This window comes from Aeribacillus sp. FSL K6-2833 (genome assembly GCF_037965815.1).
GTDB classification, from domain to species: domain Bacteria; phylum Bacillota; class Bacilli; order Bacillales; family Aeribacillaceae; genus Aeribacillus; species Aeribacillus composti.
Map to the genome: position 1 here is coordinate 1,212,168 of NZ_CP150189.1, position 20,916 is coordinate 1,233,083.

Below are 20,916 nucleotides of genomic sequence, written 5' to 3' on the forward strand. Positions count from 1 at the left end.
CAAATGGAGCAAGTTTACGGAGTAATAGGCGACCCGATCGGTCATTCGCTTTCCCCTCTCATTCATAACGATGCTTTCGATTACTTAAATATGAATGCCCGCTATCACGCATTTCAAGTAAAAGGGGAAGAGCTTGAACAAGCGGTAAAAGGGATGAAGGCTCTTGGCATAAAGGGGTTTAATGTAACGGTTCCGCATAAAGTGTCAATCATTCCTTTTCTTGATGAGTTGGATGAATCGGCTCAATTGCTTCACGCGGTAAATACAGTAAAAAACGAAGACGGGAGATTAATCGGTTTTAACACAGACGGATACGGATTTTACCTGTCATTGAAAGAGCATATTGACAATACCAATCCCCGAGATTTAAAAGTGCTGCTGATCGGGGCGGGCGGAGCCGCTCGGGCGATCTATACAACGCTGGCGAAAGAAGGCTTTGCGTTCATTGATATTGTAAACAGAACAGCAGAGCGGGCTCATCTGTTAAAGGAAAACTGCAGCTATGAGACAAAAGGAAACGTTTATTCATTCCAACAACTCGATCAAACGTCCAATGAATATGATGTCATCATTCAAACGACATCCATCGGGATGAAGCCGAATATCGAAGAAAAGCCGATTGAATTAACCGGACGCGTTCATGGCGGAACTGTCGTTGCTGATATCATTTATAATCCGCTGAAAACGATGTTATTAAAAGAGGCTGAAAAGCTGGGCCTTAAAACTGTTGACGGAGTAGGAATGTTTGTTTATCAAGGGGCATGTGCGTTTCAAATATGGACGAATGTGGAACCTGATGTCAGTCGAATGAAAAAGCTCGTATATGAAAAATTAGGAGGAAAATCATGACTTTAACTGGAAAACAAAAACGTTTTTTACGCTCTCTTGCACATCATCTGAACCCGATTTTCCAAATTGGAAAGGGCGGAGTAAATTCAAATTTGCTTCAGCAGGTGAACGATTGTTTAGAAGCAAGAGAGCTCATAAAAGTGAACGTGCTGAAAAATTGTGATGAAGACAAAGCAGCAGTTGCTCAAGCACTTGTTGATGGGACAAATGCCCATCTCGTCCAAATCATCGGAAATGTCATTGTTTTATATAAAGAATCAAAAGAAAAAAAACAAATCATTTTGCCTGAATAAACGAACGGATGGTGCGGAAAAATTGGGTAAAATCGGAATTTTTGGGGGGACATTTGACCCGCCCCATAACGGACATTTATTAATGGCCAATGAGGTTCTTCATTCTCTTAATCTGGACAAAATATGGTTTATGCCGAACAATATTCCACCCCATAAACAAAAGGAGCCAGTGACAGAAACACACCACCGGGTAAATATGCTGAAAAGAGCAATTGAAGGAAATCCATTTTTTCAAGTCCAATTAATTGAACTTGAAAGAGAGGGTCCGTCTTTTACGTATGACACAGTGAAAATATTGAAAGAAAGATATCCAAACGAAGAATTTTATTTTATTATTGGATCAGATATGATTGAAAATTTGCCTCATTGGCATCGAATAGAGGAATTGATGGATATGGTGCAATTTGTCGGCGTGAAACGTAACGGATACTCGAATGAGAGCACATTTTTCGTAAAAGAGGTGGAAGTTCCTCAGTTTGATGTTTCCTCTACAATGATCAGAGAGCGATTGAAAAACGGACAAGCGGTGGACTATCTTCTGCCCAAAAAAGTTATTCAATATATAGGGGAGAATCGATTATATGGAACGTGAAAAAGCGTTAGCAGTTGTGGAAAAGGCGATAACGAAACAGCGTTATCAACATACTTTAGGCGTAATGGAGACAGCCATCAGTTTGGCAAAGCGGTACGGCGCCGATGTGAAAAAGGCAGAATTAGCAGCTATTTTTCATGATTATGCCAAATTTCGGCCAAAAGATGAAATGAGAAAAATTATTATTGAACAAAATATGCCGAAGGACTTGCTGGAATATAATACAGAACTTTGGCATGCACCTGTTGGCGCCTATTTAGTCGAGAAGGAAGTCGGCATTTCTGATAAAGAAATTTTAGATGCGATCCGCTACCATACATCCGGAAGAGAAAACATGACTCTTCTTGAAAAAGTGATTTATTTAGCTGATTATATTGAACCGGGTAGAAGCTTCCCCGGAGTCGATGAAGTCAGGGAATTGGCACAAAAAGATTTAAATGAAGCGCTCGTTCAGTCGATATCCAATACGATTGCATTTTTAATGAAGAAAAAGCAGCCGATTTACCCTGAAACGTTTAAAACTTATAATGCGCTCGTAATGAAAAATTGAAGGAGTGAAGTGGATGAATTCGCGTGATATTCTAGCTTTAACTGTTAAAGCAGGCAGCGATAAAAAAGCAGAAGATATCGTAGTATTAAACATGCAAGGAATCTCTCTAATAGCTGATTATTTTATGATATGCCATGCGAATAACGAAAAAAATGTGCAAGCAATTGCCAGAGAAATGAAAGAGAAAGCAGAGGAAAACGGAATTCCCGTCAAGCGTCTCGAAGGGTTTGACGAGGCAAAATGGGTTCTCATTGATTTAGGAGATGTCGTTGCTCATGTTTTCCATAGGGATGAAAGAAGCTATTATAATTTAGAAAAATTATGGGGAGATGCTCCGCGCGAAGAAGTGAGCGAGTGGTTAGCTTGATTTATAAGCATTTTGCATCTGTGTACGACCGATTAATGAAAGATGTTCCTTATGATGAATGGGCGCAATTTTTGCATCAAGCGATTCAACGATATGGAAACGGCGGGAACCGGGTGCTAGATTTAGCTTGTGGAACAGGAGAAATATCGTATAGGATGGCTGAGCTTGGGTATGAGCTAACAGGTGTCGATCTCTCCGGAGAAATGCTCGCCGTTGCCCAGGAAAAGATGATGAAAAAAGGGTTTGATGCGCTCTTTATTGAACAAGATATGAGGGAGCTTAAAGGCTACAAGCCTTTTGATGCGGTGTTATTAAATTGCGATTCCATCAACTACTTGCTGAAGGAAGAGGATGTGGTCAAAACGTTTCAAGCCGTATACGACCACTTGAACCGAAACGGCTTATTTCTGTTTGATGCCCATTCTGTTCATAAAATGGAGAAAATATTTAAACATGCTGTATTCGCTGATAATGATGAGGATGTCAGCTATATTTGGAAATGCTTTGACGGTGAATATCCAAACAGTGTCATTCATGAATTAACCTTCTTTGTGAACAATGGAACGGATTATGTACGGTTGGATGAAGACCATTATCAAAGAACTTTTTCAATTTCTGAGTACCGACATATGTTGGAAAAGTGCGGCTTTACGATCGTTGACATAACGGATGGAATTTTTCAAAGCCCGGACATCGAGCAGGCGGAACGAATATTTTATATTGCGAAAAAAAGTTGAAACCATCGAATGTAATTTTTTTTCGATGGTTTTTTTCATTTTAGCAGGAATTTTCATGAGCCCTGCAGAATATTATTCATTGTCAAATTGATGCCTCACTTTTTGTAAATCTTCATCAAATTTTGCATGGGTGCTTTGAAATAAATGATGAAACATGTCGCCTAGTTCATTTTCAAGCACTTTAATCCCCTCTCCGGTAACTCCCCCTTTTACGTGCACTTTTTCCTGCAATGTCGGAAGCGTGTAATACCCGCTTTCAAGCAGCTTGCCTATGCCGATCATCATCTCGTTTGCTAATTGAACCGCATCCTCTTTCGAAATGTCTGTTTCCGCCGCAGCAGCTTCAATAAATTTTTGTAGCAAAAAGCTGAAAAAAGCCGGTCCGCAGCTGACGATATCAGATGCAACACGGGTAATGTTATTTTCTATTAAGATTGGCTTTGATATTTTTTCAAACATGGAAAGAATGATATTTCTTGTATGTTCGCTGCATCTATTTCCAAATGTCAGCAAAGCAGCTCCCGCTTTAGCCCTGTTTGTTATGCTTGGTATGACTCGGGCTACTTGGCATGGAACAGCCGATTCGATTTGCTCGACTGAAATCGGGCTCGTAATGGAAATTAAACATTGATGTCCTTGTAAACCAGTTTTCAGTTCCTTTAAAAGGGGGTGTATATCTAAAGGCTTAACGCATAGAAATATGAAATCGCTTTGATGAACGACCTCTATACTTGATGTACAAACATGTATTTCAGGATATTTCCGTTTGATGGCATATGCCTTTTGAATCGTTCTATTCGTTATAAACAACGATGAGGGTGTTGATACTTTTGCCTCGCAAAAAGCTTCAATGAGAATACGCCCCATATTGCCGGTTCCTATAAACCCTATTTTCACTTTTCACCCCTCCTTTTTTTAACATTGTTCTCCTACACGATATGTTCTGCTGCCTTATTTTATGAATGAATATTTAGAAAGGGGAATTCATGTGTATGAACCATTTCCTTTTTATAAAAAAGTATGGGGTTTTTTTGTTAATCATTTTCGCTGCCATTTTGTTTTTTATCATCAACAACTGGCGTGATTCAAACGAGATCGAAGTTTCCGATGAACCATTGCTGGAAACGGATGAACGAACGCCGATGCAAAAAAGCAGAGAAGGTGATGACGAAGAAGAGAATGAGCGCCGTAACGAACAGACGACGATGATTTTTATTGATGTAAAGGGGGCTGTTCGTAAGCCTGGTGTTTATGAATTGCCGTCATCCAGCAGGGTGTTTGAAGCAATCGAAAAAGCTGGAGGAATGAATGACCAGGCAGACGGAAATCGTGTGAATCTTGCCAGAAAGCTAACAGACGGTATGGTTGTTTATGTGCCAAAGCTAGGCGAAAAAATTGACGAAAATGCTCTTATGGATGAAAGCGGCGCAAATGCTGATGCTTCACAAAGACCGCAAGAGAAAGAAAAAATCAATATTAATACGGCGACAAAGGAAGAGCTGCAAAAATTAACGGGAATCGGCCCTGCAAAAGCGGAAGCAATTATCGCACACCGTGAAGAAAACGGGCCGTTTCAAAAAGAAGAGGATTTATTGGAGGTTACCGGTATAGGAGAAAAAACGTTTGAAAAGATCAAAAATGAGATTAGCGTTGACGAACATGAAGACTTGTCGATAAACTGAAAAAGAATGTTTACAAAATTCGGAGGGGTAAAAGTGGATCGAATTTCTTGGAATCATTATTTCATGGCGCAAAGCCATTTGCTTGCGCTGAGAAGCACATGTACAAGGCTTGCTGTCGGTGCTACGATTGTCCGCGATAAACGGATTATTGCGGGGGGATATAACGGCTCGATCGCAGGAGGAGTCCACTGTATTGATGAAGGCTGCTATGTGATTGATAACCATTGTGTTCGAACGATCCATGCGGAGATGAATGCGATATTGCAATGCGCCAAATTTGGAGTGGCAACAGCAGGAGCGGAAATTTACGTCACGCATTTTCCATGCTTAGCTTGCACAAAAGCGATTATTCAAGCGGGTATTCAAAGTGTATATTATGCAAAAGATTACAAAAATCATCCATATGCAATGGAATTATTTGAACAAGCAGGTGTTCATATAGAAAAAGTCGCATTCGATGAAACGACTTTGGATTTAAAAAATGAAGAAAAGCGCGAATATGTTGAGCAGCTTTTAAATGCTTTAAAACATCTCGGCGTATCAGAAACGGACTTGAAAAAATGGAATGAACAAGCCCGTCAACTTTTCGGCTGATCTAATCGAAAAGGAGGTTATTTTTTTGAGAGGCCAGTGGGCATATGTCGCGATTTCCGCATTGTTGGCGATTGTTTCCGCTACCTCTTTTCCTTCCTTTCTTCCTTTTTTCATTTTTGCTGCACTTCTATTTTTCTTATGGCTTCAACATAAAAGGAAATTAGCTTTCATCGTTGCTTGCTCGTTTTTGTTCATGCTTCCATATTTTCATTGGTATGATCAACAAAATAAAACAAATTATCACGAAGGCATGTTATCAGCAAAAGGAAAGGTAATCTCCTCTCCTGAAATCGACGGGGATCTGATGACATTTGCGGTCGAGACGAATCAGGGAGAAAAGCTGACGGCCCGTTATACATTGAAAACAAAACAAGAGATGAAAAGTACAAATAATATACGGCCAGGTGATATATGCAATTTTTCAGGAAAGCTTGAAAAACCGAAAAATAACACAAATGAAAATGCGTTTAATTATAAGCGCTATTTGTATTTTCAGCAAATTCACTGGCTGTATAAGCTCGACAAAATCGGGCATTGTACATATAAGCCGTCATGGAAAGATCATTTGGAAAATTACCGGCAAAAAATGATTGAATGGATTCATCATAAATTTCCAGAAAAAACAGCCGGCTTCGTCCTTGCTTTGACGGTAGGCTATCAGAACAATATTCCAGAAGAAGATCTTGCCGCTTATCGAAAGCTAGGGATTGTTCATATTCTTTCGATTTCAGGTCTTCACGTAAGCATATTAATCGCCTCACTTTACTTCTTCCTTTTGCGGCTGGGCATTTCAAAAGAACAAACCATTATGATTTTGATTTGCTTCCTCCCCTTTTATGCATTGTTAACAGGAGGAGCTCCGCCTGTCGTCCGCGCCTCTCTTATGGCAGCACTGATCATGGGAGGAACACTTTTTAAACAAAATATGCCCCTTTCTGATTCAATCTCATTCAGCTTTCTTCTCATGACATTTCTTGACCCGTATGAAGTTTTTCATCTTGGATTTCAGCTTTCTTACGCAGTCACATTTTCACTAATTTTATCAAGACAAATCTTTCAAAAATGCAGGAATTCATTGCAATTGTTGGCAGCAGTTTCATTTGTTGCCCAAACTGCTTCACTGCCGATTATATGCTACTATTTTTATCAATTTTCTCTATTGAGCTTTATCATGAATATTATGTTTGTGCCGCTATACACGTTCTTTTTGCTGCCGCTTACCATGATCACCCTCATTTTAACCGTAATTTCTTCTTCCATCGGTTCAATATTTGTTTCCCTTCTTCACACTTCTTTTACTTTGTCGTCCAAAACAGCATTATTTTTCAGTAATTTGCCTTTTTTCATGATAACAACTGGAAAACCGACTGTTTATTTATTTTTGCTGCAATGCGTCATTTTTATTGCTGTTTTCTTTCAAATGGAGCATAAGCCGATGAAAAAATGGGGAAAACCGATATTGTGCAGCAGCTTGCTCACTGCATTGCTTTTGATAGCAGGAAAAATGACCATGCCGGGAGAAGTAACAGTTCTTGATGTCGGACAAGGAGACAGCATTTTTATTAGAGAGCCCGGCTTAGGTAACAGTTATTTAATTGATACAGGAGGAATGGCTGTATTTGAAAAAGAAAGCTGGCAGATGCGAAAAAAACCGTTTTCCATCGCATTGGACGTCCTGATCCCTTATTTTCAGTCGAAAGGGGTAGAGGAAATTGAAATTTTGTTTTTAACTCATGGAGACTATGACCATATCGGCGAGTCATTAACCTTAATCAAACAATTTCGAGTAAACAAATTGGTTATTCCAAAATATTTTTCCAGAGAAGAGCTTGAAAAGCAAATAGTAAAAGAAGCGAAAAATCGAGGAATTGAAATATTTGAATTAGAAGCAGGAGATCGGATCACAGGCAGAACAGCTTTCCACGTTCTCTCTCCTTTCACAAAATCGGATTCTAAAAATAATGATTCTCTCGTCCTAATGGCAAAAATAGGCGGGTTGCGCTGGCTGTTTACCGGTGATCTTGAAGAAAGCGGAGAGCGGCACATGATTAAACAATATCCAAAAATGACTGCGGATGTGGTCAAAATCGGGCATCATGGAAGCAGAACTTCGACTAGCGATATATTTTTACAAACAATTGATCCGAAGATCGGGGTCATTTCAGCAGGAAGAAACAATCGTTTCGGACATCCTCATCAAGAAGTATTGAATCGATTAAAAAAACAAAACGTATCCATTTTTCGTACAGATCAAATGGGTGCTGTCCAATACAAATATCGAAAGTCTCAAGGAACCTTTTTATTCTACCCGCCATACGATACATTAACAAAATAGGGCAGTTTTGACAGCTTGAAAATGGAGAGATGATTGGACGGCTGGGTCCGGATTGTACAAGGAGCAAAAAGAAAGAGACTGCCGTTTGCAGCCTCTCTCTTTACGAGCCGATCAATTTAATCGCTGTTGCAATGATAAACAATGTGGCAAAAAAGCCAAAAGAAACAATAAAACCGACGGCAGAATCAACAGCATCATTACGTTTGCTTACATTTTGTTCAAATTCGTTCATCTATACCCCTCCTCATCGTCATAAGTAGTATAAGCGATTTCAGCAAAAAAATCTACATTCTTAAAAATGATTCATGTTAACGATTAACAACTATATTCTTTTTCGAAAGGGAGAATATATGAATGGGTAATCGTTTTTTTGTAAGTGTCCCGGGGCTTACAAAAAACGTTCATATAAATCGGAGGATTGGCTTCGCTGCCAATTCTCCATTATGTTGAAGTGTTGCGAAAAAATTTTTTTCCATATATGATGAATGAAGCACACTTCATTTTTTAGGGGAATCTTAAGATGATTGTCGATTTATGGAATTCATTTAAAAAGAAACAATTTCAGTCTCTTTATTTATTTTATGGAAAAGAATCATTTTTATTAAATGAAACAATTCGCAAATTGTTAACCGAGGCAATTAGTGAAGACGAACGGGAATTTAATTATTCCGTCTATGATATGGAAGAAACAAATATAGAAACGGCTGTTGAAGATGGGGAAACGATGCCGTTTTTAGGTGAACGCAGGATGGTTGTTGTGAAAAATCCTTATTTTTTGACGAGCGAAAAGAAAAAAGAAAAAGTGGAGCATAATCTTAAAAAACTTGAACAATATGTAGAAAATCCTGCCCCGTTTACTGTTTTTGTCTTTTTGCTTCCACATGAAAAAATTGATGAAAGAAAAAAGCTGACAAAACAAATAAAGAAAGCGGCAACAGTAGTTGAAATGAATTCCTTTTCAGAAGAGGAAACAGTCAAATGGATAAAGGAAAAAGCGGAAGCAGAAAATGTGGCGATGGAAAAAGAAGCGATCGATGAGCTTATGGAAAAAACATCTGGTAACTTAATGATCATAGATAAAGAGATGGAAAAATTATGTGCATATGTTGGAAGCGGAGATAAGTTGACTGCAGAAATGGTCAAGCAGCTCGTTGCACGCTCGCTTGAACAAAATGTTTTTGATTTAATTGATGCCGTCGTCAAAAAGAAAACAGAAGAAGCCTTTAAAATTTTTTATGATTTGTTAAAAATAAACGAAGAACCGATTAAAATTTTAAGCCTCCTTACACAACAATTCCGTCTATTATATCAAGTGAAGCAGCTTTCGAAATCCGGTTACGGACAGGATCGGATGGCGTCATCCTTAAAGGTTCATCCGTTTCGCATTAAGCTGGCTTTAAAACAGGAGAAGCAGTTTTCTGCCAGTGAATTGCAGAGCATCATAAAAGCTCTTGCGGAGACAGATTTTGAAATAAAAACAGGAAAAAAAGATAGACAATTAGCGTTAGAGTTTTTGCTGCTGAAGCTGTTTCAGCAAGAAAAAAAGCAATCAACAAGCGGGATAAAAGCTTGATGATTGCTTTTATTTTTATGCTGATAAGCTGTTTAATTTTTTAGCTAAGCGTGATTTGAAACGAGCGGCTGCATTTTTATGAATGATTCCTTTGGAAGCAGCTTTATCAATTTTTTTCGCAGCTACTTTAAACGCTTCTTTTGCTTGTTCAACATCTTTATTTACAACGTACGCTTCAAACTTTTTAATTGCTGTACGCATAGCCGATTTCATTGATGTATTGCGGGCACGGCGTGTTTCATTTGTTTTCATTCGTTTAATAGCGGATTTAATGTTAGCCATTGTTTCACCTCCTACTGACTATATAAAATCAAAGCTGCCGCATTCTTTTTTGGATATAGAACAAAAGTTATTCTATCAAACGGTTTTTTCTTTTGCAATACTAATGTAAATGAAATCCCCCTTTGAAGCTAAGAAATGGGATGAAATAAAATGACTTTGGAAAAAATAGATAAAAATGAACTTGGGGTGACAATGATGAACAATGCGCTTGATTTAAGCAAATATTCAATCAGAACGGATTTGGCGCTTGAAGCGAGAGATTTGGCTCTTGAAAAAAAGAAAGAAATGGAAGGGGTCATCGTTCAAGAAGAAGAGGAAGACGGTATGAAAATTGTCCATATGGACATTACGGATAAAGGTGCTGAGACAATCGGCAAAAAGAAAGGTAAATATTTAACGCTGGAAGTGCAGGGAATCCGCAATAAAGATACCGAACTGCAGGAAAAAGTAATCAAAATGTTTGCAAAGCATTTCAGTTCTTTTTTGGAACAGCTGCAAATTTCTAAAGATGCAAGCTGCTTAGTGGTCGGTCTTGGCAATTGGAATGTCACTCCAGATGCTTTAGGCCCTTTAACATGTGAAAATTTATTGGTCACAAGACATTTGTTTCAGCTTGAACCAGAAAACGTCAAAGAAGGCTATCGACCTGTCAGCGCCCTTGCACCAGGAGTGATGGGGCTAACGGGAATTGAAACATCTGATATTATAACGGGAGTTGTAAAACAATCAAAACCTGACTTCATTATTGCCGTTGATGCATTAGCTGCAAGATCAATAGAGCGTGTAAACAGCACAATACAAATTGCCGATTCCGGCATCCATCCTGGATCCGGCGTAGGAAACAAAAGAAAAGAATTGAGTGTGGACACGATAGGCGTTCCGGTTATATCAATCGGAATTCCGACAGTAGTTGATGCTGTAACGATAACTAGTGATACGATTGATTTTATATTAAAGCATCTCGGCAGAGAAATGCGGGAAGGAAATCGCCCAAAAAATGCGTTGGCTCCGTCTTGGTTTAGCTTTGCTGAAAAAAAGAAGCTGACGGATGAAGATTACCCTGAGGAAAAAGAGAGAAAGCAGTTTTTAGGGATAATCGGTACACTGGAAGAAAATGAAAAGAGAATGCTGATTCATGAAGTGCTGAGTCCACTTGGACATAATTTAATGGTAACACCGAAAGAAGTAGATATGTTTATTGAAGATATGGCGAATGTGCTTGCGAGCGGTTTAAACATGGCGCTCCATTCCGCGGTGAATGAAGAAAATACCGGGGCTTACACACATTAAAAACAAAGTAAAAGTTCTATTCCTCCAAGTGCTGTCATACATATTTTGTAGACAAGCCTTGGAGGAGGATTTTCATGAAGCATCGCAGAATGGTCGTAACAGTTGATAGGACAAGCTTAAAAAAAATCATCTTAGCGGGATTTTTTTTAATCATTTTTATGTTTTTCATTACAGGGCTTTTGACGTCGATTAAGATTGAATATCGTCCCGCCTCTAGTTCTATTCATGAAATCACGGGAAATATAAACGGCAGAATGTTTCTTCATTTATTAAACTTTGAAAACCATTATTTTTCTCAAGGATTAGAAGAAAGTAAACCGGATTTTTCAGTTTCTTCCGTCCTTTTTCAATTAACGACAAGCATAAATCCTGATGATCCGCGCAGCTTGCTCGGACGGGAGCTTCCAGGGTTTACTTTGTTCGATGGCGACATCATTGTGGCTGGAGAAGGGACGAATTATACGAACATGCCGATTGAATCCGCTCCCCCGACAGAAGTGCTTTTAGAGGAAAGGGAAGCTTCGATTGACAAGCTTGAAGATGTGGAAGGCGAGGAAAAGCCAAAACAGTCTCCTAACTTAACAACAAATGGAAAAAAAGTCGTATTTATTTATCATACTCACACGACCGAATCTTATTATCCTTTATTAAATGGGGCAAAATCTCCTTTTCATTCAAAGGCGAATGTCACATTAGTCGGAGAAAAGTTTGGACAGGAGCTTGAAGAAAGAGGAATAGGAGCGGTTGTGGACAAAACGAATTTTCAAACTGTATTAAATGAGAAAAAATGGAAATATTACAAATCATATGATGCATCAAGACCTGTTGTTCAAGAAGCATTGGCAACGAATCGAGATCTTCAATACATTTTCGACATCCACCGTGATTCACAAAAAAGGGATAAAACAACCATTACGATTAATGGAAAGAGTTATGCCAAAATTGCATTTGTGATTGGCGGGAATAATCCAAATGCTGATAAAAATAAAAAAATTGCACAAAATTTGCACAAATTGTTTGAAAAGAAATATCCGGGCTTAAGCCGTGGTGTGTTTTCCAAAAAAGGCGAAGGAGTTAACGGCGTTTACAATCAAGACTTATCAGAGAATTCGCTGCTGATTGAATTCGGGGGAGTTGATAATAACATGGAAGAACTCAGCAGAACTGTCGAAGCGGTTGCAAACATATTTAGCGAATATTATTGGCAGGCAGAAAAGGTGAGCGGGAGCGTTCAAAACGAGTGACGGCTTGAAAGGAGGAATGTTTGATGGCGAAGTTTATGGCCAAAAGTCTGCTTCTAACCTTCATTATGTTTTTAGGAGTAATAATTGGCATACAGCAAGCGAGCCATGGCATTCAACAAATGAGAGGCTATGAGACGGAAGAGACAGTCAAAGCCGTTCAACTAAAGCAAAAGGACGACGGAAAACTGGAAGCCACGATTTTGGGAAATCAAGTGACAAGCCACGATTTACAAAAAAAGCAGGAGCAGCTTGAAAAAATAGAGGCATTCAATTTCTTCTCTCAAATTGGAAAATCGCTTGCGAATCTAGTGCAAAAAGGAACGTCAGCGATCATTGAAGGAATATTGGAGCTGATTGAAGCATACACCTAAACAAATTTAAAAGAAAGACTTGAAGCAATCCGCAGGTCTAGTCTATTTCAAAACAGGGTTCAGACAGTCATTCTGATCCCTGTTTTGCGTATTCAATCACAGAATAAATTTTCATTGAATCTCCAATTTTCTACTGATATAATCAAAGCTAGTGTAGTTGGCTAGTAGGAGTGGTGACAAAAATATGAAAAGGGAAGAAAAATTAGAACGCCAGAAGAGAATTCGCAATTTTTCCATCATTGCTCATATAGATCACGGGAAATCAACACTAGCTGACCGGATTCTGGAAAAAACAGCTGCTGTTACCCAAAGGGAAATGAAAGAGCAGCTGCTCGATTCGATGGATCTTGAACGCGAAAGAGGTATAACAATTAAACTGAATGCGGTTCAGTTATCATATAAAGCGAAAGACGGGAATGAATATATTTTTCATTTAATTGATACCCCTGGACATGTTGATTTTACGTATGAGGTTTCGAGAAGCTTGGCTGCCTGTGAAGGCGCCATTTTAGTTGTGGATGCGGCGCAAGGGATCGAAGCGCAAACGCTGGCGAACGTCTATTTAGCGATTGACAACGACTTAGAAATTTTGCCTGTTATTAATAAGATTGACTTGCCGAGCGCTGAGCCTGAACGAGTGCGACAAGAAATTGAAGACGTGATTGGGCTTGATTCTTCTGAGGCTGTGTTGGCATCAGCAAAAGCAGGAATCGGCATCGAAGAAATTTTAGAACAAATTGTTCAAAAAGTCCCAGCTCCGCAAGGTGACCCAGACGCACCGCTCAAAGCGCTTATATTTGATTCTCTGTATGATGCATACCGTGGAGTTGTTGCTTATATACGCATTTTTGATGGTACGGTAAAAGTCGGAGACCGTATAAAAATGATGGCGACGGGGAAAGAATTTGAAGTAACGGAAGTCGGTGTTTTCAAGCCAAAAGCGCATCCTGTACAGGAGCTCACGGTTGGCGACGTCGGTTATTTAACGGCTTCCATTAAAAATGTCAGTGACACACGAGTTGGTGATACGATCACTAGCGCTGTCAATCCGGCTGCCGAGCCTCTGCCGGGGTACCGAAAATTAAATCCGATGGTCTTTTGCGGGATGTATCCAATAGATACGGCAAAATACAACGATTTACGTGATGCTCTTGAAAAATTGCAGCTGAATGACTCCGCATTGCAATTTGAACCTGAAACATCGCAAGCGCTGGGCTTTGGATTTCGCTGCGGCTTTTTAGGTCTGCTGCATATGGAAATCATCCAAGAGAGAATTGAAAGGGAATTTCATATTGATTTAATTACGACGGCGCCTAGCGTTATTTATCATGTTTATTTAACAGACGGCAGCATGGTTCAAGTTGATAACCCTTCGAACATGCCGGATCCGCAAAAAATTGACCGAATAGAAGAGCCTTATGTGAAAGCCGGGATTATGGCTCCAAACGACTATGTTGGTGCGGTGATGGAGCTTTGCCAAGGAAAACGCGGCCAATTCATAGATATGCAATATTTGGATGAAACGAGAGTCAATATTGTTTATGAAATCCCCCTTTCGGAAATCGTTTATGATTTTTTTGATCAGTTGAAATCAAGCACAAAAGGGTATGCTTCGTTTGACTACGAACTCATTGGCTACAAACCTTCAAAACTTGTGAAAATGGATATTCTTTTAAACGGGGAGAAAATCGATGCTTTATCCTTCATTGTTCATCGTGACAGCGCCTATGAACGCGGCAAAGCTATCGTTGAAAAATTAAAAGAGCTTATTCCAAGGCAGCAATTTGAAGTTCCTGTTCAGGCTGCAATTGGAAACAAGGTCATCGCACGTTCAACGATTAAAGCTTTACGTAAAAATGTGTTGTCAAAATGTTACGGTGGAGATGTGTCGCGTAAACGGAAGCTTCTTGAAAAACAAAAAGAAGGAAAAAAACGAATGAAACAAGTCGGCTCTGTCGAAGTGCCGCAAGAAGCCTTCATGGCTGTGCTGAAAATGGATGAAAACCAAAAATGATGTTGACGAGTGCCGCAGCCATTGCTGCGGCATTAGCGCTTTGGAAAGGCAGGAGAATGAAAAATGGCTGAAGCCGCGTATATTCATATCCCGTTTTGCGAACAAATATGCCACTACTGTGATTTCAATAAATTTTTTTTACAAAACCAGCCTGTTGATGACTATTTGCAAGCACTGCGTTTGGAAATGAAAAAGGCAATGGAGGATCAAGTATTAAATGAAGAATTAAAAACGATATTTATCGGCGGCGGTACGCCTACTTCCCTGTCAGCCAAACAGCTCGATCATTTAATGGAGAGCATACATCAAACTTTGCCGATGCAATCCGTAGTTGAATTTACAGTTGAATGCAATCCAGATCAATTAACGATGGAAAAGCTGTCTGTATTGAAAAATGCCGGAGTCAATCGCCTATCCATCGGAGTGCAAGCCTTTCAAGATTCATTGCTGAAAAAAATTGGAAGGACTCATAATAAAGAAACAGTATTTCAAGCAGTTGAACGGGCAAGATCGCTAGGCTTTGAAAATATTAGCATAGATCTTATGTACGGTCTTCCCGGCCAAATGATAGAAGAATGGAAAGAAACTCTTTCCGTTGCATTTTCATTAGAGGTCCAGCATATGTCTGCTTATTCGCTAATCGTAGAACCGAAAACGGTGTTTTATAATTTAATGCGAAAAGGAAAGCTTTTGCTTCCTTCTCAAGAGGAAGAGGCGTTTATGTATGAGACCGTTATGAATGAAATGGAACGGCACGGATACCATCAGTATGAATTAAGCAATTTCGCACGCAAAGGCTTTGAAAGCAAACATAATTTAACGTATTGGCATAATAACCATTACTATGGATTCGGAGCTGGAGCACACAGCTATTTGGACGGGATCCGGCGGGAAAACGCTCGACCGCTGAAAAAATATATTGAAATGATTTATAAAAATAATGGAACGGCTTTTGTTTCGGAGAATATGCTGACAAAAGAAGAAATGATGGAGGAAGAAATGTTTCTCGGATTGCGGACGATTAGAGGGGTTTCCAAAAAACGGTTCCGAGATAAATACGGATTAGATGTTGGGGAAGTATTTGGCTCGCAAATTGAAGAACAATTAAGAAAAGGCCTTTTATCTGAAAGTGCATCACATCTTTTTTTAACAAGAAAAGGAATGCTTTTAGGCAATGAAGTATTTCAAGCATTTCTCGCAGTTAGTTAATTGACAATTCTTCTTTCATTTGATAACTTTATCATAGAATTAGCACTCGAGTAATATGAGTGCTAACAGAGGTGATGTTCCTTGCTGACAGATCGTCAATTATTAATTTTGCAAATTATAATTGATGATTTTATTCAATATGCTCAGCCGGTTGGCTCCCGTTCTTTATCGAAAAAGGAATCGATTACGTTCAGCTCGGCTACAATCCGAAATGAAATGGCGGACTTGGAAGAATTAGGATTGATTGAAAAGACCCATACGTCATCAGGCAGAGTGCCGTCCGAAAAAGGGTATAGATACTATGTCGACCATTTATTGTCACCAAAAAAATTAACGAAAAAAGAAATTATGGCGATAAGATCCATTTTCGCCGAGAAAATATATGAATTAGAAACGCTTGTTCAAAAATCAGCTCAAATTTTATCTGAGCTTACAAGCTATACAGCGATTGTTTTAGGTCCGAAAGTTTCGGAGAACCGACTCAAACGTTTGCAAATCGTTCCAATTAACGAAGATAAGGCGGTTGCCATATTTGTAACGAACACAGGCCATGTTGAGAATAAAATGATTACTTTTCCAGAAAAAATAGACATGAGTGAACTGGAAAAAATCGTAAATATTTTAAATGAAAAGCTTGCTGGCGTGCCTCTAAGCGAATTAAAGGATAAAATATACAAGGAAATTGCAAACATTTTACGGAAGCATATTAGAAATTATGATATTTTATTAAAATTGATTACTGGCACGCTGAATGTAGGTCACGAAAAAATATATTTCGGAGGAAAAACGAATATTTTGAGCCAGCCGGAGTTCCGCGATGTCTCTCAAATTCAAACATTTTTAGATTTCATAGAACAAGAAGATGAACTGTATGATTTGCTAAAGACAAACCCGTCAGGCATTACGGTGAAAATTGGCACGGAAAATAAAATATCTGCTATGGAAAACTGCAGCTTAATTACTGCCACCTATTCAATTGGCGAGAAGCAAATCGGCACAGTCGCGGTGCTTGGCCCGAAACGAATGGATTATTCAAGGGTCATCAGCCTTTTAAAATTTTTCTCGAAAGATTTATCACAAGTTTTAACAAAGCTATATCAAGGATAGGATGGGGGAATTCTCCATCCCTTTTCCTTTGCACTTTAAGGGAGGTGAAATGATGGCAAACGATCAGACTGAAAAAGAACAAACAATCCAAGAAGAAGTTGAATACAATAACGAGAAAGCCGAAAACGAGAAAGAAGAAATGCCTGATCAAGAAGAATTGCGCCAAGAGGGCAGCCAAGAGGAAAAAGGTGAAGAACAATCTTCTTCAAATGCTGAAGAGGAATTGGTGAAAGCGAATGAAAAGATCGCTGAGCTTGAGGCAAAGCTGGAGGAAATGGAAAATCGCATGCTTAGAGCTCAGGCCGATTTTGAAAATTTTCGCCGGCGCAGCAGGCTTGATATGGAAGCACAGCAAAAATATCGTGCGCAAAGTTTAATATCAGATCTTTTGCCTGCTATTGATAATTTTGAACGGGCGTTGAAAATTGAGGCAGAGGATGAAAAAACAAAATCCGTTTTGCAGGGCATGGAAATGGTTTACCGTCAGATCCTTCAAGCACTTGAAAATGAAGGAGTTGAAGTGATCGAAGCGGTTGGGAAACCGTTTGATCCGCACCTTCATCAAGCGGTAATGCAAGTGAAAGACGAAAATTTCGAATCCAATGTTGTTGTGGAAGAGCTGCAAAAAGGCTACAAACTGAAAGACCGGGTTATTCGACCATCTATGGTAAAGGTTAATGAGTAATTACATATGATAATTAGCAGGAGGTTGTGATATATGGGTAAAATCATCGGTATTGACTTAGGAACAACGAACTCTTGTGTAGCGGTTCTGGAGGGCGGCGAACCGAAAGTGATTCCAAACCCAGAAGGAAACCGGACGACACCGTCGGTTGTTGCATTTAAAAACGGCGAGCGTCAAGTAGGTGAAATTGCAAAACGCCAAGCGATCACGAATCCAAATACAATTATTTCTATTAAACGCCACATGGGAACTGACTACAAAGTGGAGATTGACGGAAAAAAATATACACCACAGGAAATTTCTGCCATTATTTTGCAGCATTTAAAATCGTATGCAGAAGATTATTTAGGGGAAAAAGTAGAAAAAGCTGTCATTACTGTTCCTGCCTATTTTAACGATGCTCAGCGCCAAGCAACAAAAGATGCAGGAAGAATAGCCGGTCTTGAAGTTGAACGGATTATCAATGAGCCGACTGCAGCTGCTTTAGCTTACGGTCTTGACAAAATGGATGAAGATCAAACCATTTTAGTTTATGACTTGGGCGGCGGTACATTTGATGTGTCCATTCTTGAACTTGGGGACGGTGTTTTTGAAGTAAGAGCAACAGCGGGCGACAACCATCTCGGCGGTGATGACTTTGACCAAGTCATTATTGACTATTTAGTAGATCAATTTAAAAAAGAAAATGGCATTGATCTTTCCAAAGACAAAATGGCTCTGCAAAGATTGAAGGATGCTGCGGAAAAGGCGAAAAAAGACTTATCAGGCGTAACATCAACACAAATTTCTTTGCCGTTTATTACTGCAGGTGAACAAGGACCGCTTCATCTGGAAGTGACATTAACGCGGGCAAAATTTGAAGAATTGTCTGCGCATCTTGTAGAAAAAACTATGGGTCCTGTTCGCCAAGCATTGAGCGACGCTGGTTTAACGAAAAACGATATCGATAAAGTAATTTTAGTCGGAGGCTCCACTCGGATTCCTGCTGTTCAAGAAGCGATTAAAAAGGAAATTGGCAAAGAGCCTCATAAAGGCGTTAACCCGGACGAAGTCGTTGCGTTAGGTGCTGCAATTCAAGGCGGTGTCATCACAGGTGATGTGAAGGACGTTGTGCTCCTAGACGTTACTCCATTATCGCTTGGAATTGAAACGATGGGCGGAGTGTTTACAAAACTGATTGAACGGAACACTACGATCCCAACGAGCAAGTCGCAAATCTTTTCAACTGCTGCTGACAACCAAACTGCGGTCGATATTCACGTTCTGCAAGGGGAACGTCCGATGGCTGCTGACAATAAAACATTAGGACGCTTCCAATTAACAGATATCCCGCCTGCGCCGCGAGGAGTGCCGCAAATCGAGGTAACGTTTGATATCGACAAAAACGGAATTGTGAACGTAAGTGCTAAGGATTTAGGAACTGGAAAAGAACAAAAAATTACAATTAAATCATCCACGGGATTATCCGAAGAAGAAATTGAGCGCATGATTAAGGAAGCGGAAGAAAACGCTGAAGCTGACAAAAAACGAAAAGAACAGGCAGAATTGAGAAATGAAGCTGACCAGCTTGTCTTTACGACAGAGAAAACATTAAAAGAGCTGCAAGGAAAAGTTGATGAAGCAGAAGTGAAAAAAGCAAACGAAATAAAAGACGCATTAAAAGAAGCGATTGATAAAAATGATTTCGATCAAATAAAAGCGAAAAAAGAAGAACTTCAAGAAATCGTTCAGAACCTTTCTGTAAAACTTTATGAGGAAGCGGCTAAACAAGCACAGACAAATAATCAACAAAATAATTCTGAAAACAAAAATAAAAATGACGATGATGTGATTGACGCTGAATATAAAGAAGTAGATGACAAATAAAATGTTTTAATCTGAAAATGGATAAGTCAAAGTCAGGCATGTCTTGACTTTGACTTTTTTCAGTAAAGGCGGTTAACAGTTGCTTTCTTCCGTTTGTCAATGTTAAAATTTACTCTATGTGAGAAATCGGGAGTGTGAATATATGGCGAAGCGTGATTACTATGAGGTGCTTGGAGTTAGTAAGAACGCAACAAAAGAGGAGATTAAAAAAGCCTATCGCAAGCTGTCCAAAAAATATCATCCGGATATTAACAAAGACCCAGACGCGCCCGAAAAATTCAAAGAAGTAAAAGAAGCGTATGAAGTGTTAAGCGACGACACAAAAAGAGCCCAATATGACCGCTACGGTCATGCAGGTGCTACTCAAGGCTTCGGCGGCTTTAACGGTGAAGAATTTGAAGCGGATTTCGGGGGATTTGGATTTGATGACTTATTCAGTTCGATCTTTGGCGGAGGAAGAAGAAGAGATCCGAATGCTCCTCGAGCAGGTGCAGATATTCAATATACGATGACGATTTCATTTGAAGAAGCTGCGTTCGGAAAGGAAACGACAATTGAAATTCCTAGCGAAGAAACATGTGATACTTGCCACGGTTCAGGAGCGAAACCTGGTACTACTCCGGAAACTTGTCCGCATTGCGGAGGTTCGGGTCAAATCAGCTCAGAGCAGCGAACAGCTTTTGGTGTTTTTGTGAATCGGCGCGTTTGTTATCAATGTAACGGAACAGGTAAATTTATCAGACATCGCTGTACAACTTGTGGCGGCAGCGGAAAAGTGAAGAAACGCAGAAAAATCCAAGTAAAAATTCCAGCTGGTGTAGATGACGGTCAGCAGCTCCGCATACAAGGGAAAGGAGAGCCGGGAATTAACGGCGGTCCATCAGGTGATTTATATATTGTTTTCCACGTACAGGAACACGAATTTTTCGTCCGCGATGGTGATGACATCTATTGTGAAATGCCACTGACATTCGCACAAGCTGCGCTTGGAGATGAGATTGAAGTTCCTACTTTATACGGTAAAGTGAAATTAAAAATACCTGCAGGCACGCAGACAGGCCGAAAATTCAGACTGTCTGGAAAAGGGATCAAAAATGTTCACGGCCATGGCATAGGAGATCAATATGTAACTGTTCGCGTCGTTACACCAACTAACCTTACGGAAAAACAAAAAGAATTGCTGCGGGAATTTGCGGCTATCAGCGGGAATCAACCTGATGTACAGGAAGAAAGTTTTTTTGATAAAGTGAAGCGGGCGTTTAAAGGAGATTAAAGG

Annotated in this window: 22 protein-coding genes; 19 read left to right on the top strand and 3 right to left on the bottom strand. The window is 39.6% G+C overall.

The window, feature by feature from the left end:
• Positions 1 to 3: 3 nt before the first annotated feature.
• The 6 genes from aroE to NSQ94_RS06015 are packed head-to-tail and all read left to right on the top strand — an operon-like array spanning position 4 to position 3,388.
• Positions 4 to 849 (top strand): shikimate dehydrogenase, encoded by an 846-nt coding sequence (aroE, locus tag NSQ94_RS05990; RefSeq protein ID WP_066250548.1) that lies wholly within the window; start codon positions 4 to 6, stop codon positions 847 to 849.
• Positions 846 to 1,142, top strand: a complete 297-nt coding sequence (yhbY, locus tag NSQ94_RS05995) for a ribosome assembly RNA-binding protein YhbY (RefSeq protein ID WP_063388009.1) — start codon at positions 846 to 848, stop codon at positions 1,140 to 1,142. Before aroE ends, yhbY begins: the two co-directional genes overlap by 4 nt.
• A gap of 22 nt (positions 1,143 to 1,164) precedes the next feature.
• Entirely contained in the window at positions 1,165 to 1,734 is a 570-nt protein-coding gene (locus tag NSQ94_RS06000) for a nicotinate-nucleotide adenylyltransferase (RefSeq protein ID WP_066250550.1), read from the top strand.
• Entirely contained in the window at positions 1,724 to 2,284 is a 561-nt protein-coding gene (yqeK, locus tag NSQ94_RS06005) for a bis(5'-nucleosyl)-tetraphosphatase (symmetrical) YqeK (RefSeq protein ID WP_063388011.1), read from the top strand. Before NSQ94_RS06000 ends, yqeK begins: the two co-directional genes overlap by 11 nt.
• Positions 2,285 to 2,297: 13 nt before the next feature.
• Positions 2,298 to 2,651, top strand: coding sequence for a ribosome silencing factor (gene rsfS / locus NSQ94_RS06010; protein ID WP_063388012.1), 354 nt, complete (start codon positions 2,298 to 2,300; stop codon positions 2,649 to 2,651).
• Positions 2,639 to 3,388 (top strand): class I SAM-dependent methyltransferase, encoded by a 750-nt coding sequence (locus tag NSQ94_RS06015; protein WP_235600443.1) that lies wholly within the window; start codon positions 2,639 to 2,641, stop codon positions 3,386 to 3,388. The genes rsfS and NSQ94_RS06015 overlap by 13 nt, the downstream gene beginning before the upstream one ends.
• 72 nt (positions 3,389 to 3,460) lie before the next feature.
• On the opposite strand, the gene comER is transcribed toward NSQ94_RS06015, so the two are convergent.
• Complete coding sequence (gene comER, locus NSQ94_RS06020; RefSeq protein WP_066250551.1) at positions 3,461 to 4,285, bottom strand: late competence protein ComER; 825 nt, start codon at positions 4,283 to 4,285, stop codon at positions 3,461 to 3,463.
• A gap of 95 nt (positions 4,286 to 4,380) precedes the next feature.
• Here comER and NSQ94_RS06025 point away from each other — a divergent pair, with 95 nt between their 5' ends.
• Genes NSQ94_RS06025 through NSQ94_RS06035 form a run of 3 tightly spaced genes read left to right on the top strand, consistent with a single transcriptional unit; the run spans position 4,381 to position 7,999 of the window.
• Positions 4,381 to 5,070, top strand: coding sequence for a helix-hairpin-helix domain-containing protein (locus tag NSQ94_RS06025; protein ID WP_066250554.1), 690 nt, complete (start codon positions 4,381 to 4,383; stop codon positions 5,068 to 5,070).
• Positions 5,071 to 5,103: 33 nt separating this feature from the next.
• Positions 5,104 to 5,664 carry a ComE operon protein 2 gene (locus NSQ94_RS06030; protein WP_063388016.1) on the top strand — a complete coding sequence of 187 codons (561 nt, stop codon included), beginning with the start codon at positions 5,104 to 5,106 and terminating at the stop codon, positions 5,662 to 5,664.
• 25 nt (positions 5,665 to 5,689) lie between these two features.
• The gene (locus NSQ94_RS06035; protein WP_339230375.1) at positions 5,690 to 7,999 is read left to right on the top strand and encodes a DNA internalization-related competence protein ComEC/Rec2; all 2,310 of its coding nucleotides are present in this window, start codon (positions 5,690 to 5,692) and stop codon (positions 7,997 to 7,999) included.
• A 100-nt stretch (positions 8,000 to 8,099) separates the two neighbouring features.
• On the opposite strand, the gene NSQ94_RS06040 is transcribed toward NSQ94_RS06035, so the two are convergent.
• The gene (locus tag NSQ94_RS06040; protein WP_065095531.1) at positions 8,100 to 8,231 is read right to left on the bottom strand and encodes a YqzM family protein; all 132 of its coding nucleotides are present in this window, start codon (positions 8,229 to 8,231) and stop codon (positions 8,100 to 8,102) included.
• A 288-nt stretch (positions 8,232 to 8,519) separates the two neighbouring features.
• Here NSQ94_RS06040 and holA point away from each other — a divergent pair, with 288 nt between their 5' ends.
• Positions 8,520 to 9,572, top strand: coding sequence for a DNA polymerase III subunit delta (gene holA / locus NSQ94_RS06045; protein WP_339230377.1), 1,053 nt, complete (start codon positions 8,520 to 8,522; stop codon positions 9,570 to 9,572).
• Between the two features lie 15 nt (positions 9,573 to 9,587).
• Here the strand turns inward: holA and rpsT are convergent, their stop codons facing one another.
• Positions 9,588 to 9,854 carry a 30S ribosomal protein S20 gene (gene rpsT / locus NSQ94_RS06050; protein ID WP_063388018.1) on the bottom strand — a complete coding sequence of 89 codons (267 nt, stop codon included), beginning with the start codon at positions 9,852 to 9,854 and terminating at the stop codon, positions 9,588 to 9,590.
• Positions 9,855 to 10,049: 195 nt separating this feature from the next.
• Between rpsT and gpr the strand changes: the two genes are divergently transcribed.
• The 9 genes from gpr (at position 10,050) to dnaJ (ending at position 20,913) form a co-directional block, all read left to right on the top strand.
• Positions 10,050 to 11,144, top strand: coding sequence for a GPR endopeptidase (gene gpr / locus NSQ94_RS06055; RefSeq protein ID WP_327848047.1), 1,095 nt, complete (start codon positions 10,050 to 10,052; stop codon positions 11,142 to 11,144).
• Positions 11,145 to 11,218: 74 nt separating this feature from the next.
• Positions 11,219 to 12,388: a stage II sporulation protein P gene (locus tag NSQ94_RS06060; protein WP_311066343.1), complete on the top strand. Its 1,170-nt coding sequence runs from the start codon at positions 11,219 to 11,221 to the stop codon at positions 12,386 to 12,388.
• A 23-nt stretch (positions 12,389 to 12,411) separates the two neighbouring features.
• Complete coding sequence (locus tag NSQ94_RS06065) at positions 12,412 to 12,759, top strand: DUF3679 domain-containing protein (protein ID WP_339230379.1); 348 nt, start codon at positions 12,412 to 12,414, stop codon at positions 12,757 to 12,759.
• 184 nt (positions 12,760 to 12,943) lie between these two features.
• Positions 12,944 to 14,773: a translation elongation factor 4 gene (gene lepA / locus NSQ94_RS06070; protein ID WP_311066342.1), complete on the top strand. Its 1,830-nt coding sequence runs from the start codon at positions 12,944 to 12,946 to the stop codon at positions 14,771 to 14,773.
• Between the two features lie 63 nt (positions 14,774 to 14,836).
• Entirely contained in the window at positions 14,837 to 15,982 is a 1,146-nt protein-coding gene (hemW, locus tag NSQ94_RS06075) for a radical SAM family heme chaperone HemW (RefSeq protein WP_066250561.1), read from the top strand.
• A gap of 81 nt (positions 15,983 to 16,063) precedes the next feature.
• The gene (gene hrcA / locus NSQ94_RS06080) at positions 16,064 to 17,089 is read left to right on the top strand and encodes a heat-inducible transcriptional repressor HrcA (RefSeq protein ID WP_063388023.1); all 1,026 of its coding nucleotides are present in this window, start codon (positions 16,064 to 16,066) and stop codon (positions 17,087 to 17,089) included.
• Between the two features lie 52 nt (positions 17,090 to 17,141).
• Entirely contained in the window at positions 17,142 to 17,774 is a 633-nt protein-coding gene (gene grpE, locus NSQ94_RS06085) for a nucleotide exchange factor GrpE (protein WP_261308784.1), read from the top strand.
• A gap of 33 nt (positions 17,775 to 17,807) precedes the next feature.
• Complete coding sequence (dnaK, locus tag NSQ94_RS06090) at positions 17,808 to 19,640, top strand: molecular chaperone DnaK (RefSeq protein ID WP_063388025.1); 1,833 nt, start codon at positions 17,808 to 17,810, stop codon at positions 19,638 to 19,640.
• A gap of 142 nt (positions 19,641 to 19,782) precedes the next feature.
• The gene (gene dnaJ / locus NSQ94_RS06095; RefSeq protein ID WP_063388026.1) at positions 19,783 to 20,913 is read left to right on the top strand and encodes a molecular chaperone DnaJ; all 1,131 of its coding nucleotides are present in this window, start codon (positions 19,783 to 19,785) and stop codon (positions 20,911 to 20,913) included.
• The last annotated feature ends 3 nt before the right edge of the window (positions 20,914 to 20,916 follow it).

Excerpts from the sequence above, each read along its gene's own strand:
- rpsT (WP_063388018.1), bottom strand. The coding sequence starts at position 9,854 with ATGGCTAACATTAAATCCGCTATTAAACGAATGAAAACAAATGAAACA.
- NSQ94_RS06065 (WP_339230379.1), top strand. The coding sequence starts at position 12,412 with ATGGCGAAGTTTATGGCCAAAAGTCTGCTTCTAACCTTCATTATGTTT.
- yhbY (WP_063388009.1), top strand. The coding sequence starts at position 846 with ATGACTTTAACTGGAAAACAAAAACGTTTTTTACGCTCTCTTGCACAT.
- yqeK (WP_063388011.1), top strand. The coding sequence starts at position 1,724 with ATGGAACGTGAAAAAGCGTTAGCAGTTGTGGAAAAGGCGATAACGAAA.
- NSQ94_RS06040 (WP_065095531.1), bottom strand. The coding sequence starts at position 8,231 with ATGAACGAATTTGAACAAAATGTAAGCAAACGTAATGATGCTGTTGAT.
- holA (WP_339230377.1), top strand. The coding sequence starts at position 8,520 with ATGATTGTCGATTTATGGAATTCATTTAAAAAGAAACAATTTCAGTCT.
- dnaK (WP_063388025.1), top strand. The coding sequence starts at position 17,808 with ATGGGTAAAATCATCGGTATTGACTTAGGAACAACGAACTCTTGTGTA.
- hemW (WP_066250561.1), top strand. The coding sequence starts at position 14,837 with ATGGCTGAAGCCGCGTATATTCATATCCCGTTTTGCGAACAAATATGC.
- NSQ94_RS06025 (WP_066250554.1), top strand. The coding sequence starts at position 4,381 with ATGAACCATTTCCTTTTTATAAAAAAGTATGGGGTTTTTTTGTTAATC.
- dnaJ (WP_063388026.1), top strand. The coding sequence starts at position 19,783 with ATGGCGAAGCGTGATTACTATGAGGTGCTTGGAGTTAGTAAGAACGCA.
- aroE (WP_066250548.1), top strand. The coding sequence starts at position 4 with ATGGAGCAAGTTTACGGAGTAATAGGCGACCCGATCGGTCATTCGCTT.
- NSQ94_RS06060 (WP_311066343.1), top strand. The coding sequence starts at position 11,219 with ATGAAGCATCGCAGAATGGTCGTAACAGTTGATAGGACAAGCTTAAAA.
- rsfS (WP_063388012.1), top strand. The coding sequence starts at position 2,298 with ATGAATTCGCGTGATATTCTAGCTTTAACTGTTAAAGCAGGCAGCGAT.
- lepA (WP_311066342.1), top strand. The coding sequence starts at position 12,944 with ATGAAAAGGGAAGAAAAATTAGAACGCCAGAAGAGAATTCGCAATTTT.
- gpr (WP_327848047.1), top strand. The coding sequence starts at position 10,050 with ATGAACAATGCGCTTGATTTAAGCAAATATTCAATCAGAACGGATTTG.
- grpE (WP_261308784.1), top strand. The coding sequence starts at position 17,142 with ATGGCAAACGATCAGACTGAAAAAGAACAAACAATCCAAGAAGAAGTT.